Genomic DNA, 15,797 nt, shown 5'->3' with positions numbered 1-15,797 from the left:
TCCCGTGGGCCGTAAGACCTGCGTAAGCTCCGGCGGTGCTCCGCGGCCCGGCCCGAACGGGTAGGTTTCGCTGCGGCTCGAAGCGGTCGACTCCGGGGAAGGGAACGGCATGGCGAAGGACGGTTCCGCCGGCCTGCTGGCCGACCGGCTGGCCTCCGCCCGGTTGCAGTACTTCGTCGGCAGGCGGGACGAACTCGCCCTCTTCCGGAGGGCGTTGGCCGGTGAACCCGGTGCTCCGATGGTCATCGTGCTGCACGGTCCCGGCGGCATGGGCAAGAGCGCGCTGCTCCAGCGTTTCGGCGCGGAGGCGCGTGCCGCGGGCCGGCCGGTCGTCGGTGTCGACGCCCGTACGGTCGAGCTCTCACCTGCGGCCTTCGAGGCGGCGACCGCCGAGGTCTTCGCCCAGGACAACGCTGTCCTGCTGGTCGACGACTTCGAGCGCTACCGGGACATGGAGGAGTGGATACGCGACCGCTTCCTGCCGCGGTTACCTGCCGGTGCCCTGGTCGTCGTCGCCGGACGGCACGCACCCGATCCCCTCTGGAAGGCGGACCTCGCGTGGAGCGAGGTGCTCCAGGTCGTGCCGCTGCGGGAGTTGGGGCCACAGGACGCGGCGGCGCTGCTCACCTCGCAGGGCGCCGACCCCGCGCCGCACGCCTCTCTCCTCCGGTTCGCCGCGGGTCATCCGCTCGCCCTGCGCCTGGTCGCGGAGGCCGCGACCCCCGACAACACCGCGACGGACGAGGTCTTCTGGGCCCCGCTGCGTACGGTCGTCGACCGGCTGCTGACCCATGTGGTCGGCAGACCGCCCTCGCCCGCGCACCGGCGGGCGCTGGAGGTGTGCGGCCATGTCGCCGACACCACCGAGGAGTTGCTGCGCGTGGCGCTCCCGGACGAGGACGCCACCGAACTCTTCGCCTGGCTGCGGCAGTTGTCGTTCACGAAGTCGAGCCCCTTCGGGGTGTGCCCGTACGACGTCGTCCGTGACGCCCTCGACAGCGACTTCCGCTGGCGCGATCCGGAGCGGTACAAGGCCATGCACCGCACGGTCCGCCGGTATCTGGTGGAGCGGGTGCGCGACGCGCCGGAGAAGGAAGCCCTGCGGGCCGCCCGGGAGTTCAACCACATCGTCTCCAGGGCGCAGTGGCTGCGGGAGTTCCAGGGCGGCCGGGACGAGGTCGCCGTCCACGAGCAGCCGATGCGGCCGGAGGACGCTCCGGCGCTGATCGAGCTGACCCGCAAGGTCGAGGGCGAGCACAACGCCCGTACGGTCGCCTACTGGTTGCGGCGCCAGCCCGAGGCGTTCCATGTCCACCGGTGCTGCGAGACGGGTCGACTGCGCGGGTTCATGGCCTGGTTGAGGATCGACGTGCTGGACGACGAGACGCGGGCGGCCGACCCGGTGGTGACGGAGGCGTGGGAGCTGGTCTCCGCGATGACTCCGCCGCGCCAGGGCGAACACCTCGGTGTGGCGCGGTTCATGGTGCACGAGGAGAACCATCACCGTCCCTCGCGGTCGTGGGATCTGGTGCGGACGCGGATCGTCTTCGAGCTGTTGCGCGCCAAGCACTGCGCCTGGTCGTGTTTCGTCAGCGCCGAACCGAAGTTCTGGGCGCCGCTGATGACGTACATGGGCATGTTCCAGCCGCCCCGCCGGGCCGTCCACGCCGATCGCGGGTACGGCCTGTTCTGTCACGACTGGCGGGCGGCGCGGGTGACGGAGTGGGCCGAGGGGATCGACGCGCGGCTGCTCGGCGGGGCGCCGGCGGTGGCGGCCCGGAAGCCCAAGTCCCGTGGCACACCGCTGAGTCGGGAGGAGTCGGACGCCGCCGTCCGGGAGGCGCTGCGCGGCTGGCTCGACCCCGGTGGGCTCGCCGACAACCCGCTGTTGCGCAGTCGGCTGGTGGAGGAGCTCAGCGAGGGCGATCCGGTGACCGCGTTGCGCGAGCTGATCGGCAAGGCCGTAAAGCGGCTGAACGTCCATCCCCGCACCCGGCATCTGCACGACGTGCTGACGCTGACGTACTACTCGACCTCGACGCAGGACGCGGTGGCGCGGAAGCTCAACATGGCGTTCAGCACCTACCGCAGGCATCTGGCCCGCGCCCTGGACGAGGTGCGCGAGACGGTGTGGGACTGGGAGGTGCACGGCCGGATCCGGGCCGAGCAGGAACCGGCGCAGGGGAGTTGAGGGGCACGGCCGTCAAACGCCGTGCCGTACAAGGCAGTTGACTCCCGGTGCTGCCCGAGTGGCTCTCGGATCGTCCGGGGGCCGACTGCCTTCGCGTCACCTACCGCCGCGTTGCTACTTGGCGGGCTTGTAGAACGCGTACGTCGCGGTGTACTGGACGCTGACCTGGTCCGTGCTGGTGCCGGTGCAGGCCGTGGTGGGGGCGACGCCGCCGCTCGTGGCCAGCCGCTGGACGTAGGAGACGCCGGCGAAGACCCCGGTGCCACGGGTGGCGGTGGCCTTCAGCAGCAGCTCCGGGATGGTGCCCGTCTTGGGCGAGTTGGCGATCGCCGAGCCGTTGACGGCGCTGCCGTCCACCGTGGACACCCACACCGGGCCGCGGGAGTGGAGGGCGACCGAGCGGTGCGTGCGGTCGTTCTTGGCCCACAGGGTGGCGGCGGGCTCCAGCAGCGTCCAAGCGCTGTTGGTGCAGGTGTAGGTCTGGACGCCGGCGGCGGAGAAGACGCCGGTGAGCTTGTTGCCGTCCGGGACCTTCAGCGCGTCGGGCACGGTGACACCGAGGCGGACGGGCGGCTTCGGGGTGGCGGCCTGGCCGACGGTCGCGGTGGCGAGCGTGGCGGCGGCGACGGCGGTGAGGGCCGCGGTGGCGAGGACGAGACGTTTGGCGATCTTCATCGGTGGGTCTCCAGAGCAATTTCTGAACATGGTCGCGATGCCTGCGACAAGGTCGCGGGTATCCGGACTTCCGGGCCGAATCAGATGATCTTCGGCCCCGCTGACGCAATGTACGGCGGGACAATCACGGCCGGGTTGCCAACTTCTGATCGACTTGTGGCCAGCACTGCTCACCTGTGGCAGGTATTGCCGATCCGGTTTCCGTTGTCCGGCCCGACTGGCGCCGGTCTCCTCTACGGAAGCTCCGCCGCCCGCGTCGCCGCGCGGCGGAGACGTGGGAACGGACAGGAGTGTGCAGAGATGCCTCGTAGACAGGCCGCCCTGATCGCCGCGGCGGTCCTCACCTGCCTCGCGGTGGTGACCGGCGTACTGCTGGCCCGCGCGGGGACAGGGCCCGGGTCAGGAGGCCGTACCGTCGCGGACCCGTCGGCCGCGCACGGGACGGCGACCGCCAACTCCCCCTCGCTCCCCCGCCCTTCGCCGACGACGTCGCCATCACCGCGGACCACGCCCTCGCCCTCGGCCACTCCCGCCGTACGGAAGTCGCCCCGCGTCAGTGCCTCGCCGTCCCGCGCTGCCGGGCAGCCGAGGACCGCGGCCGCCGGCAAGCGGACCGTCACGCTGGTCAACCGGCTCGACCGGACGATCTGGCCCGCGATCGCGGCGGACCCCGAACACCCGGTGGAGGCGACGGGTTGGGTGCTGAAGCCCGGGGCCGGCCTGAGCTTCGCCGTCCCCGACCACTGGGACGTCCGGGTGTGGGCGCGCACCGGTTGTTCCTTCGACGCCGCGGGCGACGGCCACTGCACGACCGGGGACTGCGGGCGTTTCCAGTGCGGGTCGACCTGGGGTGAATTCCCTTCCACGCTGGCCGAGTTCAACCTGAACGCCTGGAACGGCATGGACTTCTACGACGTCAGCCTGGTCGAGGGCAACAACCTGCCGATGTGGATCAACAGTTACGGCGGCTCGTCCAGCGACAGGATCGACGCGAACGGGTGCTCCGCCGCAGGCTGCACCCGGGACGCCAACGCGACCTGCCCCACCGTGTTGCGGCGCGTCAGGGGCGGCCGGGTCGTCGCGTGTCTGAGCGCCTGTCTGGTCTTCAAGACGGACAAGACCTGCTGCACGGGCGCCTACGCGGCGCGCCCCCAGTGCGTCCCCTCGTCCTGGCCCGTCGACTCGGCCGCCGTGTTCAAGAAGGCCGAGCCCTTCGCCTACTCCTACGTCGACGACGACGCGACCAGCGTGCTCACCTGCTCGGGAGAGTGCGGCTACCGCATCACCTGGGGAGTGAGCAGCTGATCGTGCGCGCGGGCGGGCCGGATCAGTCCGCGGACTGGAAGGCCCGGCCCGCCGCGGTCGTCGTCGTACCGTTCGTGAAGAGCCCGCTGCTCGGCTTCGCCGGGTCCGCGCCCAGCCCGAACCACGCGTAGCGCTGTACGTAGGACAGTCCGTCGAGCGCCTTGGTGGACGCGGTGACGAAGTCGGCCTGCTGTTGCGCGGTGGGGAAACGGGTGCCCTGGGAGAAGTCGATCAGCGCGTACTCGGTGAGCCAGATCGGCTTGTGGTACCGGGCGTACACGGCGGCGAGGTACGACTTCAGCTGCTGCACGGCCTGCGGGGTGCGGAAGTCGCCGCCGTACCAGTGCAGGGTGATGAAGTCGACGCGGTAGCCCTTCGCCTTGGCCCCGGACATGAAGCGGTCCAGCCAACCGCCTGCCGTGTCACCGCCGTAGGCGACCGCGGGGCTGCCCAGGATCTTGCCCGCCGACATGAGCCGGGGCCACAGCTCCAGCGCCTGGTCGACCGTCATGTTCGACTGCTGCGCCATGTCCGGTTCGTTGAACCCCAGCAGATACGGGCCGTCCGACCGCGCCTGCGCGAGCGAGGAGTCGGTGACGGACTTCGCGCCCCAGATCATGGGCACGAAGGAGCCCGACGAGGGTGTCGTGACGCCCGAGTGCTGGGTGTTCCAGGTGTAGTACCAGCTCGCCCCGCTCGCGGCGAGGGCCTGGCTCACCCCGCCGAACGACCACACCCCGACGCCCTTCTTGGCGCCGGAGACGATGTGCGCGGGGACGGCCGCGGGGGTGTGCTTCGAGGGCGAGGGGCTCGGCTTGGCCTTCGGTGAAGGGGTCGGGGACTTGCTGGGAGTCGCCGAGGGCGTGGGGCTCGGCGTGACACTGACGACCGGAGTGGGAGACGGCGATGCCACGGCCGTCGTAGGGGAGGAACTGCCCGTCAGGCGGGGCGCGACCAGTGCGGCCACCACGGCGACGGCGACCGCCGCCGAAGCGCCCACGACCTGCTTGCCGCCGATACGGGCGGACCGGCGCCCGGCTCTCCGATGGCCGCCACCGTGCCCTGAGGGAGAGGCGGTTGTGACGGCGTCCAGCAGGTGGGAGACATCGAAGTGGGCCGGTACCGCCACCAGCGGCAGTCCGCTGAGCAGCCGGTCCATCGGGAGGAGACCCTCGTCCAGTCCCTGGCACACCCCGCAACCGCGGATGTGCCGGGCAAACCGCTTGCGCCACAAGGCACTTGGCGTGCCGTCCCAGGTCTCGGCCGTCTCGTCCAGCTCCACGCAGCGCGGGGTGGCGACCAGCGCCCGCACCACGACCCGCGAGACCTCCATCTGCTTCTTCATGCGCTGCACGCGGACGGAGGCGTGCCGGTCGGAGAGCCCCAACGCACCGGCGAGATCGGCGCGTTCGAGTTCGCCGGTCTCCTCCAGCCACCACAGGGACAGCAGTTCCTGATCGTCCGGGTCGAGCCAGCGGGTGGCCTCGACGACCTCGCGGCGCTGTTCGGTCAGCCCCAGCCGCAGGATGGTCAGTCCGGCGAAGTCGAGCGCGGGGTCGGTGATCGCCTCGGCGTCCTCCAGATGCGCCCTGCGGTCGCGGTCGGCGGCCCGTATCTGCTCACGGTCCCGTACCTGCCGGATCGTGATGGCCACCAGCCAGGACCGGAACGCGGAGGGATCCCGCAGCTTCGGCAGCCCCCGCACCATGCGCAACAGCGTCTCCTGTACGACGTCATCGACGTCGGCGTGACCGTTCAGGGCCCGGCCGACGATGTTGTAGACCAGCGGCAGGCACTGCGTCAGCAGGTGATCCAGGGCCTGCCGGTCCCCCGCGCACGCGGCCGTCACCACGCCCGCATCGGGTCCGCTCCTGGGCTTCTTGGGCATCTGGGTTCGTTCCTCCGCGTGTGGTCCGGCCGTGGCATCTCTCTGCTTCGGAGACCGCCGACGCGCGCAAGGACTACAGAAAACAGGACAGCAAAAGAAATCAGCCGGTCGGGTCCGAATTTATGTTGTCGGGACGTCGTCGGAAAGGTCACCGATAGGCAGGACCTCATCTGGACCGCACCTGCACCGCATCCGAAGAGCATCAGGAAGGCCCGAGGACGATGGCACGAGGACGCAGAAGACACAGTGCGAGCCCACGGCGGGACGGCCGACGCCGGTGGTACGTGGTGGCGGCCGCCTTCGCGACGGCCGCCACCGTGCTGATCGCCTACAGCGTGTGGACGCCGTCGGCCGGAACGGGCGGCACTCGGACGACGGCCCACCAGGACTCGGCCGCACGCCCTGCCGTGTCCCCCAGTTCTTCGCTCTCGCCGTCGCCGTCGCCTTCCCCGAGTCACAGCGCCTCGGCCTCCCCCTCTCCCAAGGCCACCGGCCCGAAGAAGAGCACGAGCACGCCCACCGCCAAGGCGGTCGAAACGACGCCTCACGCCTCCACCGCCCCCGCAGACAAGCGTCTGATCACGGTCGTCAACCGCACCCCGAAGACGGTCTGGGCGATCGTCACCAACACGTCGATCTACCCGGCGGGCCGACAACTCGCCCCGGGCCAGAGCCTGTCGGTGTCCGTGGCGAACAACTGGGGCGGCCGTATCTGGGGCCGTACGGGATGCACCTCCACGGCCGCGGGGCACTGTGCGACGGGCGACTGCACGAGCGTGTGCGAGGGGGCCAACCCGCCCACCACACTGGGTGAGTTCACGTTCGACGCGTACGCGGGCATGGACTTCTACGACGTGAGCATGGTCGACGGTTCGAACCTGCCGATGTGGATCAACATCTCGCACACCACGACCCTCGACCCGGTCAGCGCCGGCGGCTGCTACAAGGGTGTCTGCACCTCGGACGTGAACTGCCCCACCGCGATGCAAGCCACCTCGGGCGGCCAGGTCGTCGGCTGCAAGCCGCCCTGCGCGGCCTTCGGCGGTGACACGTACTGCTGTCGCGGTGCCTGGGCGGGCCGCGAGAACTGCGTCCCGGCGAAGTGGCCGGTCGACTACACCGAGGTCTTCAAGCGGGCGGCCCCCTATGCCTATTCGTACGCCTTCGACGACGGGGCGACGATGCCGTGCAAGGGGGCCTGCTACTACAAGGTCACTTTCGGGACGACCGGATCATAGGGGCAACTCGTGGGCTCGGCCGACGGGTTCAGCTCGTCGCCTTCTCGCCGGTCGGGCCCACCGCGAACCAAGTGCCGCCGACGCCCGGGCCGTTGAGGTCTCCCGGCTTGCCGTCGCCGGAGAAGCGGTAGACGGGCCGGCCGCCGACGGTGATCTGGACCTGGCCGTCCGTGCGGCGGATGGCCCCGACCGCCTTCGGGTTCACGCCCGCCAGGTAGACGTTGCCGCCCTCCTCGATGGTCACGGGCGGCCACCTCACCGCTCAGTCGCCGTTGCAGTTCGACACGGACGGGGACGCGGTGTCCTTGTCGAAGCGGTACAGCGCCGCCTGGTTGATGTTGATCAGGTGCAGTGAGGAGAGCGACGTCGAGGTCACCGCCGACAACTGCACCCACTTCGGCGGGGCTTCCTGGACCACCGCCCCGACCACGGTCCCGCCGGTGCCGGTGAGGCCGGCGTCCTTCGCCGTGGAATCGACCACCTGGAGCTCCGAGTTGCCCCCGCCCTGACCGGATGTCGCGGCCGAGGGGGAGGCGGAGGGCGTTGCCGGGGCGGCCGACGACACGGGGGACGAGGCGGCGGGGGCCGAACTGTCGCCGATGGAGATCGTCTTGCCGCAGGCGGAGAGGCTCGCCACACCGGTCAGGGCGAGAAGGGACGCGACAACGGCACGGCGCACGGTGCTCCTGGAGGGGAGCGGGCGGGTCTGGAGCGGGGTCATGTGTGCAACACGAGACAGCCCCCGGCAAAGGTTCAACGGCGGTGACCGTTTCGGGCCTCCGACCTCGTGTTCGCCCCGCCGCGGGGCGCCATCAGGCCTCGTCGGGCATCGGCCGCAACGAGATCGAGTTGATGCCGTACCGCTGATCTGTCGGCGTCGCCCATCCCTCACCCCCGAACACGTCCCTCCGTCGGCCGTGCGGCGACTGCCATACGGCCCAGTGACGGTGCCAGGGGGATGTGCGGGTGGGCCGCGGGCGACACTTTTGGCACGTCGGATTCGATGCCATTTCATGAACCTTCGGTCAGCACGAAGGGACGGTCGTCGCCGATCACGACCGTACGGGCGAGCAAAGGAGTGCGGGAGCGGCGCGGGCCGTTTCCATGGCGTGCCGGGGGCCGGCACAAGAACCACGGTCCTCCGGCGGACCGCGCCGAAGAAGAACTGACGCCCATGCCGGTGTCCGCCCACCGTCGTGACGGTGGGCGGAGACCGGCAGAGCCGATCGGCACTGTGGTGTCCGGAGCGCTCAGCCCTCGTCCGGCGTCAGCCGCAGCGAAATGCTGTTGATGCAGTACCGCTGGTCCGTGGGCGTCGCATATCCCTCGCCCTCGAAGACGTGCCCGAGATGCGACCCGCACCGGGCGCACCGCACCTCGGTGCGCACCATCCCGTGCGAGCGGTCCTGGATCAGTTCGACCGCGTCGGTGTCCTTCGGGTCGTAGAAGCTCGGCCAGCCGCAGTGGGACTCGAACTTCTCGGTGGAGGTGAAGAGTTCGGCGCCACAGGCGCGACAGGAGTAGACGCCCTTCGTCTTGGTGTCGGTGTACTCACCGACGAAGGCGGGCTCCGTGCCGGCCTTCCGCAGTACGGCGTACTCGGCCGGGTTCAGCTCCGCGCGCCATTCCTCGTCCGGCTTTTCGACGTCGTACGACATGCAGCTCAGCCCCTTACTTCGCGAGACGGTCCAGGATCCGCGGGCCGAGGTCTGTCACATCGCCCGCTCCCATGGTGAGAACCAGATCACCGGGCTTCGCCATTCCCGCGACGGCCTCGGGGACGTCCGCCTTGTCGTGGACCGGGGTCACGTCGGCGCCCGCCACGCGCGCGGCCTCGATGATCAGGTCGCTGGTGACGCCCGGGATCGGGTCCTCGCGGGCCGGGTAGATGTCCAGGACCAGGGACGCGTCCGCGAGGGCCAGGGACTGGCCCATCTCCTTGCCGAGTTCCTGGGTGCGGGAGAAGAGGTGGGGCTGGAAGACGACCAGCAGCCGCGCGGAGGAGGCCGCCGCGCGCATCGCCTCCAGGTCGGCGGTCATCTCCGTGGGGTGGTGGGCGTAGGAGTCGATCACCTGGACGCCGGCCACCTCGCCCTTGAGCTGGAGGCGCCGCTTCACGCCGGTGTACGCGGCCAGGGCGGGCGCGAGTTCCCCGGCGGGGATGCCGAGGGCGACGCCGGCGGCGAGGGCCGCGACCGCGTTGCTCGCGTAGTGCCGGCCGGGGACCGAGACGGTGAAGGTGAGTTCCTCGCCGCCCAGCAGGACGGTCACCTCGCTCTTCAGGCCCTGCGCGACCACGGAGAGGATCCGTACGTCGGCGTCCTCCGCCTCCCCGTACGTGACCGCCTTCACGGAGTCGGCCACGCGCCGGGTCAGCTCGCGCGCGCCCTCGTGGTCGGCCGAGATCACCAGGGTGCCACCGGGGACGATCCGGTCGGCGAAGGTCTGGAAGGACTCGTAGATCTCTTCCATGGACGCGTAGTTGGCGTGGTGGTCGAGCTCCACGTTGAGGACGATCGCGACCTCGGGGGCGTACTTGTGGAAGCTGCGGTCCGACTCGTCCGCCTCGGCGACGAAGATCTCGCCCTCGCCGTGCAGCGCGTTCGAACCCGGGGCGTCCAGGTCGCCGCCGATCGCGTACGACGGGGTCAGGCCCAGCTCGGTCAGGGACACCGCGAGCATCGAGGTCGTGGTCGTCTTGCCGTGCGTACCGGCCACGGCGATCGGGCGCAGGCCGTCCATCAGGCGGGCCAGGGCGTCCGAACGGTGGACGACCGGGATGCCCAGCTCGGCCGCGCGGGCCAGCTCGGGGTTGTCCTGGCGGATCGCCGACGACACGACCACACAGGTGGCGTCGTCGGCGAGGTGCTCCGCCGCGTGCCCGATGTGCACCGTGGCACCCAGGGCGCGCAGGGCGTCGGCGGTCGCGGAGTCCTTGGCGTCACTGCCCGCGACCTTCGCCCCGCGCTGCGCGAGGATCTTGGCGATCCCCGACATCCCGGCCCCGCCGATGCCGATGAAGTGCGGTCGGTCCATGGCGGTGGGAAGGCCGGGTGCCATGTGTGTCTCCCTGTGCGTGCTGGTTCCGTACTGATACGGCGGATGTTCGACGGCCAGCCTATTCCGTGCCACCGACAATCACGGACACCCGCCGACCGCTGCGCCGACCGCCGTCCCTCGCCGCTACTCCTTGCTGTGCGAGAACAGCTTCAGCACCGGTACGCCGACCTTGTGACGGGCCCGCGAGGCCCAGTCCCGGTGGAAGAACTCCTCCACGTAGTGGGGGTCGGTCAGCACGATCACCTCGTCCGCGCCGATCTCGTCGACCAGGGTCTTCAGCGCGTCCAGCGGGTGGTCCTCGATGAGCCGGCCCTCGGCCGCGCTGCCCGCCGCGTGCAGGGCGTCCAGGGACACCGAGAGGGCCTGCGCGCCGAGTGCCGCCGCGTCCTTGCCCTCGGGGGTCTCCCGCTCGTGCGCCGCCTCGTCGAGTTCGCCGAGGGCGACGTCGTCGATGGCCCGCAGCAGGCGGTCCGCCTGGTCGCCGCGGGGCTGGAGCAATACGTGGAAGGAGACGGCCTCGTCACCGTGCAAGGTGGTGACGAACTCCACGTCGGCGGACGTAAGGGCCTTCTCGATCATCAGTACGCTTGTGAACACCAGGCGCCCCTTCTCCTTCGAGGACCCGCGGGCCCTCTCTCCTCCGTGGGCCGTCGAGGCCCTGCGGAAACCATCCTGCCCCGTGATCGCACGGGTACTGCCGGTTTTAGTGTGCCCGTCGAAAGACAAACGGAACGGATCATTCCGCCCGTCTTCAGGACCGACGGTAGCGACCGAACAGGAACCCGGCCTCTTCCAGCAGGGACACCAGTTCGAAGCGCGAGGGAACCTTAACCGACGGCCCGCCCGCGATCCGCTGCGCGTCCCCCGCCACGAGCATCGGCGAGAGGGTCAGACACAGTTCGTCGAGCACTCCGGAGGCCACGAACTGCCCCAGCAGCCGCGGCCCACCCTCGGCCAGCAGCCGGGTGTGCCCCAGTTCGGCGAGCGCCACTACGGCCCGTGCGGGATCCACCCCGGCGCCGTCACCGGCGACGACCACCCGGGCGCCCGCCTTCCGGGCCGCCGCGACCCGCTCCGGGGCCGCCGCGGCGCCCGTCAGGATCAGCGTCGGCACCAGGGGCGAGACGAAAAGCGGAAGTGAGAAGTCCAGGTCGAGGCTCGCGGTGACGACCGCGATCACCGGGGCGGGCCCCTGCCCCGCCGCCGTCCGCGCCGCCGCGAACTCCGCACGCGCGCGTGCGGGGCGATAACCCTCCTGGCGTACCGTTTCCGCGCCGACGACCACGACGTCCGCCAGCGCCCGCAACGTGCCGAAGATCCGCATGTCGGCGTCACCGGAGATGGGCTGCGAACGCCCCTCGTGCTGACCGGCCCCGTCGAGCGTGGACACCATGTTGGCGCGCAGCCAGGGGCCGTCCCCGACGGGGTAGGCATACGCCTCCGCCAGTTCCGAAAGCCCCCACTCCCGGTCCGCCCCACGCGCATCGGGGGCCCCGTCCGAGGCCTGGGCTGCTGTTTCGTCGGTCACAGGGAACAGGCGTCGCATGTCGTGCAGTCTGGCACGACCCCTAGACTGAGTAACCGTGTCATCCTCCTCAGCCGCCTCCGGGATCAGCCCGATAGCAGACGCGGCCCCGCTGTCCCTGTGCGCCCGTGAGCCGTACGTCCCCGCGGACCGGCTGGTCGCCGAGATGGTGCCGCCGCCGCGCTTCGACTCCGTGCGCTTCGCCACGTACATCCCGGACCCGAACCAGCCCAGCCAGACCGAGGCGGTCGGCGTCCTGGAGAGCTTCGCCACCGGACTCGGCGGCGCGCACGCGGCCGGCCCGAAGCGCGGCTTCCTCGGCTTCGGCAAGGGCAAGGCACCCAAGACCCCGGCGGGCCCCCGCGGCGTGTACCTCGACGGCGGCTACGGCGTCGGCAAGACCCATCTGCTGGCCTCCCTGTGGCACGCGACCCCGGCCGAGCCCGCGCTCAAGGCCTTCGGCACCTTCGTCGAGCTGACGAACCTGGTCGGCGCGCTCGGTTTCCAGCAGACGGTACGGACGCTGTCGGGACACCGGCTGCTGTGCATCGACGAGTTCGAGCTGGACGACCCGGGCGACACCGTCCTCGTGTCGACCCTGCTCGGCAAGCTCGTCGACGCGGGCGTGGCGCTCGCCGCCACCTCGAACACCCTGCCGGGCAAGCTCGGTGAGGGCCGGTTCGCGTCCGTCGACTTCCTGCGCGAGATCCAGGGCCTGTCCGCGCACTTCCGCTCACTGCGCATCGACGGCGACGACTACCGCCACCGCGGCCTGCCCGAGGCCCCGAAGCCGTTCACCGACGAGCAGGTCACGAAGGCGGCGTACGCCACGGCCGGCGCCTCCCTCGACGACTTCCCGCACCTCCTCGCCCACCTCGCCAAGGTCCACCCCAGCCGCTACGGCGCCCTGACCGACGACCTCGAGGCCGTCTGCCTCACCGACGTCCAGCCGATACCCGACCAGTCGACCGCGCTCCGGCTCGTCGTCCTCGCGGACCGGCTCTACGACCGTGAAGTGCCCGTCCTGGCCTCGGGGTTGCCCTTCGACCAGCTGTTCAGCGAGGAGATGCTGAACGGCGGCTACCGCAAGAAGTACTTCCGCGCGATCTCCCGCCTCACCGCGCTGGCCCGGGACGCCAAGGGCCTCGTCGAAACCGCCTAGTTCACGCCAGCCCAGGCACGCTTTTCACGCTCTCTTCCATCGGAAACGCTCCGTTAACCCTGCAAACAACTTCACCGGGTTACCGTGTCACTTGACCAGCCGTTGACCTGACCTTTGTCTGCACTAGGAACACGAACCGGCCGAAGGGGGGCGCATGTTCCGAGGTAGGACGGCTCGGACCGTCGTGACGCTCCTCACCGCCGTCCTGCTCGCGCTCCCGTTCTTCACACCCGTCGAATCCTTCGCACCCGCGCACACAGCGCGTCATGCGGAGGCCAAGACCCAGCCCGGTCTCCAGCTCAGCGGCAAGGCCCTGCGCGCCGAGACGATCACGTTCCGCGACTGCGGTGCCTCCGGGACCCCCACCGTCCCGCTCCGCCTGCGCGACCGCTACCGCACCGCCGACTGCGGGCCCGAGACGCCCGCGCGCCCGCTCCTGACCGAGGACCCGGCGGCCGTACGCACTCCGGTGGCGTCCGGCACGGCGCACCACCGCACATCGAGATCCTCGACAGCCCACTCCCCGGCGGCACTTCAGGTCTTCCGCTGCTGAGAGTCGGGCAGGCAGTCAGTTCCCCCACGCACACTGTCATGCAAGGCCGACGCGCCTTCGGGCGCGCCAGGAGGAGTCCACACTTCATGCAGCCCCTCATCGACAACGCCCGTACGTTCGGACAACGCCCTGAGGAGTTCGCCCAGCTCGCCGAAGGCCAGTCCCCGCAGGTGCTGTTCATCACCTGCTCCGACTCCAGGGTCGTCCCGGCCCTGATCACGGGCGCCCGCCCGGGCCAACTCTTCGAGCTGCGCACCGCCGGCAACATCGTCCCGCCGTACGCCTCCCAACACCCCACCAGCGAGGCGTGCACCATCGAGTACGCCGTCGAGGTCCTCGGCGTCTCCGACATCGTGGTCTGCGGCCACTCGCACTGCGGCGCGGTCGGCGCCCTGGTGCGCGGCGACGACCTGACCGCCGTACCGGCCGTGCGCGACTGGCTCACGCACGCCACCCCGAGGCCGCAGGGCTCGGTCGAGGACCCGGCCGTGTCCGAGGGCGTACAGAGCCACGTCCTGACGCAGTTGCTACGGCTGCGCTCGTACCCGTACATCGAGAAGAAGCTGAAGGATCGTCAACTGTCTCTGCACGCCTGGTTCTACGAGGTCCACACCGGCGCCGTCCAGGTGCACGACCCGGCCGTCGACGCCTTCAAGGCCCTGTGAGCGCGCCGATGTCGACCAAGTTCCCTTATCTGCGGCAGGACTTCGCCGCCTCCCTCGTCGTGTTCCTGGTCGCGCTCCCGCTGTGCGTGGGCGTGGCCGTCGCCTCCGGTGTGCCGGCCGAACTCGGCCTGGTCACCGGCATCGTGGGCGGAATCGTCACCGGACTCATGCGGGGCAGCAGCCTCCAGGTGTCCGGACCCGCCGCCGGTCTGACCGTGCTGGTCTTCGAGGCGGTGCGGGAGTACGGGCTGCCCGCCCTCGGAGTCATCGTGCTCACCACCGGCGTGCTCCAAATCCTCATGGGCGTCCTGAAGTTGGGGCGCTACTTCCGGGCCATCTCGGTCTCGGTCGTCGAGGGCATGCTGGCCGGTATCGGACTGGTGCTGATCGCCGGGCAGTTGTACTCGGTGGCCGGGGCGAAGGCCCCCGCCTCGGGGCTCGACAAGATAGTCGAACTGCCCGGCGCGCTCGTCGACGCCGTCGGGAGCACGAAGGCACTGGCCTCGCTCGCGCTGGGCGCCGCCACCATCGCCGTACTGGTGCTGTGGAAGCGGCTGCCGGCCAAGGTGCGTACGGTGCCGGGTCCGCTGGCCGCCGTAGGACTGGCGACGCTCGCCGCGCTCGTCTTCGGGCTGCCGGTGGCGACCGTAGAGGTGCAGGGGCTGCTCGGGTCGTTGCAGCCGCCGCCACTGAGCGCGTTCGGTGAGCTGGCGGGGCTCGGGCTGCTGGGCACGGTCGTCGCGTTCACGCTGATCGCGTCCGCGGAGTCGTTGTTCAGCGCGGCGGCGGTGGACCGGCTGCACTCCGGGCCGCGCACCGAGTACGACAAGGAGCTGGTCGCGCAGGGCGCGGGCAACGCGCTGTGCGGGCTGCTCGGCGCGCTCCCGATGACCGCGGTGATCGTGCGCAGCGCGGCGAACGTGCAGGCGGGCGCGCGGACGAAGGCGTCCCGGGTGATGCACGGCGTCTGGCTGCTGCTGTTCGCGGCGCTGCTGCCGAACGTCCTCGCGTACATCCCGATCCCGGCCCTGGCGGGCATCCTGGTGCACGCCGGAGCCAAGCTGATCCCCGTCCGGGAGATCGTGTCGCTGTGGCGCGAGCACCGCGGCGAGGCGCTGATCCTGGTCGTCACGGCGCTGTCGATCGTCGCGGTCAGCATGTTCGAGGGCGTCCTCATCGGCCTCGCGCTGGCCGTCGCGAAGACGGCCTGGGAGGCCTCGCACATCAAGATGGAGATCGTCGACAAGGGCGCCGGTCCCGTGCAGGCGTATCTGTCGGGCAACGCGACCTTCCTCCGGCTGCCGAAGATCCTCGACAGCCTGGAGGCGCTCCCCCAGGACCGGCCGGTCGAACTCCACCTCTCCGGCCTGCACCACCTGGACCACGCCTGCCGCACGGCCCTGGAGAACTGGGCCGAGCGGCACAGCGCGGCCGGCACCGAGCCGGTGAAGGTCACGCCGGTCGAGGTCATGGTGGTGAAGTAGCGGCGCCGGTGCCTGCTCCGGGGTGATCGTGGCCCCGGAGCAGGAACCGGG

At 70.6% G+C, this 15,797-nt stretch carries 15 protein-coding genes; 7 read left to right on the top strand and 8 right to left on the bottom strand.

Annotated elements, in window-relative coordinates; all coding sequences use genetic code 11:
• Positions 1 to 109: 109 nt before the first annotated feature.
• Positions 110 to 2,191, top strand: a complete 2,082-nt coding sequence (locus tag ACIRRY_RS44135; protein ID WP_403984674.1) for an ATP-binding protein — start codon at positions 110 to 112, stop codon at positions 2,189 to 2,191.
• A 114-nt stretch (positions 2,192 to 2,305) separates the two neighbouring features.
• Here ACIRRY_RS44135 and ACIRRY_RS44130 read toward each other — a convergent pair whose 3' ends face one another.
• On the bottom strand, positions 2,306 to 2,866 hold the full coding sequence (locus ACIRRY_RS44130) for a DUF3455 domain-containing protein (RefSeq protein WP_403984672.1): 561 nt from the start codon (positions 2,864 to 2,866) through the stop codon (positions 2,306 to 2,308).
• Positions 2,867 to 3,166: 300 nt separating this feature from the next.
• Between ACIRRY_RS44130 and ACIRRY_RS44125 the strand changes: the two genes are divergently transcribed.
• Positions 3,167 to 4,171 (top strand): thaumatin family protein, encoded by a 1,005-nt coding sequence (locus ACIRRY_RS44125; RefSeq protein WP_403984670.1) that lies wholly within the window; start codon positions 3,167 to 3,169, stop codon positions 4,169 to 4,171.
• A 22-nt stretch (positions 4,172 to 4,193) separates the two neighbouring features.
• On the opposite strand, the gene ACIRRY_RS44120 is transcribed toward ACIRRY_RS44125, so the two are convergent.
• Entirely contained in the window at positions 4,194 to 6,059 is a 1,866-nt protein-coding gene (locus ACIRRY_RS44120; protein ID WP_403984668.1) for a sigma-70 family RNA polymerase sigma factor, read from the bottom strand.
• 287 nt (positions 6,060 to 6,346) lie between these two features.
• Here ACIRRY_RS44120 and ACIRRY_RS44115 point away from each other — a divergent pair, with 287 nt between their 5' ends.
• Complete coding sequence (locus ACIRRY_RS44115) at positions 6,347 to 7,297, top strand: thaumatin family protein (RefSeq protein ID WP_403984666.1); 951 nt, start codon at positions 6,347 to 6,349, stop codon at positions 7,295 to 7,297.
• Positions 7,298 to 7,325: 28 nt separating this feature from the next.
• Here ACIRRY_RS44115 and ACIRRY_RS44110 read toward each other — a convergent pair whose 3' ends face one another.
• The 6 genes from ACIRRY_RS44110 to ACIRRY_RS44085 form a co-directional block, all read right to left on the bottom strand.
• Positions 7,326 to 7,541: a hypothetical protein gene (locus tag ACIRRY_RS44110; protein ID WP_403984664.1), complete on the bottom strand. Its 216-nt coding sequence runs from the start codon at positions 7,539 to 7,541 to the stop codon at positions 7,326 to 7,328.
• 18 nt (positions 7,542 to 7,559) lie between these two features.
• Positions 7,560 to 7,976 carry a hypothetical protein gene (locus tag ACIRRY_RS44105; protein ID WP_403984662.1) on the bottom strand — a complete coding sequence of 139 codons (417 nt, stop codon included), beginning with the start codon at positions 7,974 to 7,976 and terminating at the stop codon, positions 7,560 to 7,562.
• 571 nt (positions 7,977 to 8,547) lie between these two features.
• Positions 8,548 to 8,955: a peptide-methionine (R)-S-oxide reductase MsrB gene (gene msrB, locus ACIRRY_RS44100; protein ID WP_403984660.1), complete on the bottom strand. Its 408-nt coding sequence runs from the start codon at positions 8,953 to 8,955 to the stop codon at positions 8,548 to 8,550.
• A gap of 13 nt (positions 8,956 to 8,968) precedes the next feature.
• Entirely contained in the window at positions 8,969 to 10,357 is a 1,389-nt protein-coding gene (gene murC / locus ACIRRY_RS44095; protein ID WP_403984658.1) for a UDP-N-acetylmuramate--L-alanine ligase, read from the bottom strand.
• A gap of 123 nt (positions 10,358 to 10,480) precedes the next feature.
• Positions 10,481 to 10,954, bottom strand: coding sequence for an indole-3-glycerol phosphate synthase (locus tag ACIRRY_RS44090; RefSeq protein ID WP_403984656.1), 474 nt, complete (start codon positions 10,952 to 10,954; stop codon positions 10,481 to 10,483).
• Positions 10,955 to 11,108: 154 nt separating this feature from the next.
• A complete protein-coding gene (locus ACIRRY_RS44085) occupies positions 11,109 to 11,903 on the bottom strand; it encodes a pyrimidine reductase family protein (protein ID WP_403984654.1) in 795 nt (264 codons plus the stop codon).
• A gap of 37 nt (positions 11,904 to 11,940) precedes the next feature.
• Between ACIRRY_RS44085 and zapE the strand changes: the two genes are divergently transcribed.
• From zapE to ACIRRY_RS44065, 4 genes are all read left to right on the top strand, one after another.
• Complete coding sequence (gene zapE, locus ACIRRY_RS44080) at positions 11,941 to 13,044, top strand: cell division protein ZapE (protein WP_403984652.1); 1,104 nt, start codon at positions 11,941 to 11,943, stop codon at positions 13,042 to 13,044.
• A gap of 154 nt (positions 13,045 to 13,198) precedes the next feature.
• Complete coding sequence (locus tag ACIRRY_RS44075) at positions 13,199 to 13,597, top strand: hypothetical protein (RefSeq protein ID WP_403984650.1); 399 nt, start codon at positions 13,199 to 13,201, stop codon at positions 13,595 to 13,597.
• Positions 13,598 to 13,683: 86 nt separating this feature from the next.
• On the top strand, positions 13,684 to 14,262 hold the full coding sequence (locus ACIRRY_RS44070) for a carbonic anhydrase (RefSeq protein WP_403984648.1): 579 nt from the start codon (positions 13,684 to 13,686) through the stop codon (positions 14,260 to 14,262).
• 8 nt (positions 14,263 to 14,270) lie between these two features.
• On the top strand, positions 14,271 to 15,746 hold the full coding sequence (locus ACIRRY_RS44065) for a SulP family inorganic anion transporter (protein ID WP_403984646.1): 1,476 nt from the start codon (positions 14,271 to 14,273) through the stop codon (positions 15,744 to 15,746).
• Positions 15,747 to 15,797: the final 51 nt, after the last annotated feature.

Origin of the sequence: Streptomyces sp. NPDC101776 (assembly GCF_044766845.1) — a bacterium.
GTDB lineage: Bacteria > Actinomycetota > Actinomycetes > Streptomycetales > Streptomycetaceae > Streptomyces.
Note: the sequence above shows the minus strand (reverse complement) of the source record. Positions and strands in the feature narration are given on the sequence as shown.

Excerpts from the sequence above, each read along its gene's own strand:
- ACIRRY_RS44135 (WP_403984674.1), top strand. The coding sequence starts at position 110 with ATGGCGAAGGACGGTTCCGCCGGCCTGCTGGCCGACCGGCTGGCCTCC.
- ACIRRY_RS44130 (WP_403984672.1), bottom strand. The coding sequence starts at position 2,866 with ATGAAGATCGCCAAACGTCTCGTCCTCGCCACCGCGGCCCTCACCGCC.
- ACIRRY_RS44125 (WP_403984670.1), top strand. The coding sequence starts at position 3,167 with ATGCCTCGTAGACAGGCCGCCCTGATCGCCGCGGCGGTCCTCACCTGC.
- ACIRRY_RS44120 (WP_403984668.1), bottom strand. The coding sequence starts at position 6,059 with ATGCCCAAGAAGCCCAGGAGCGGACCCGATGCGGGCGTGGTGACGGCC.
- msrB (WP_403984660.1), bottom strand. The coding sequence starts at position 8,955 with ATGTCGTACGACGTCGAAAAGCCGGACGAGGAATGGCGCGCGGAGCTG.
- murC (WP_403984658.1), bottom strand. The coding sequence starts at position 10,357 with ATGGCACCCGGCCTTCCCACCGCCATGGACCGACCGCACTTCATCGGC.
- ACIRRY_RS44085 (WP_403984654.1), bottom strand. The coding sequence starts at position 11,903 with ATGCGACGCCTGTTCCCTGTGACCGACGAAACAGCAGCCCAGGCCTCG.
- ACIRRY_RS44075 (WP_403984650.1), top strand. The coding sequence starts at position 13,199 with ATGTTCCGAGGTAGGACGGCTCGGACCGTCGTGACGCTCCTCACCGCC.
- ACIRRY_RS44070 (WP_403984648.1), top strand. The coding sequence starts at position 13,684 with ATGCAGCCCCTCATCGACAACGCCCGTACGTTCGGACAACGCCCTGAG.
- ACIRRY_RS44065 (WP_403984646.1), top strand. The coding sequence starts at position 14,271 with ATGTCGACCAAGTTCCCTTATCTGCGGCAGGACTTCGCCGCCTCCCTC.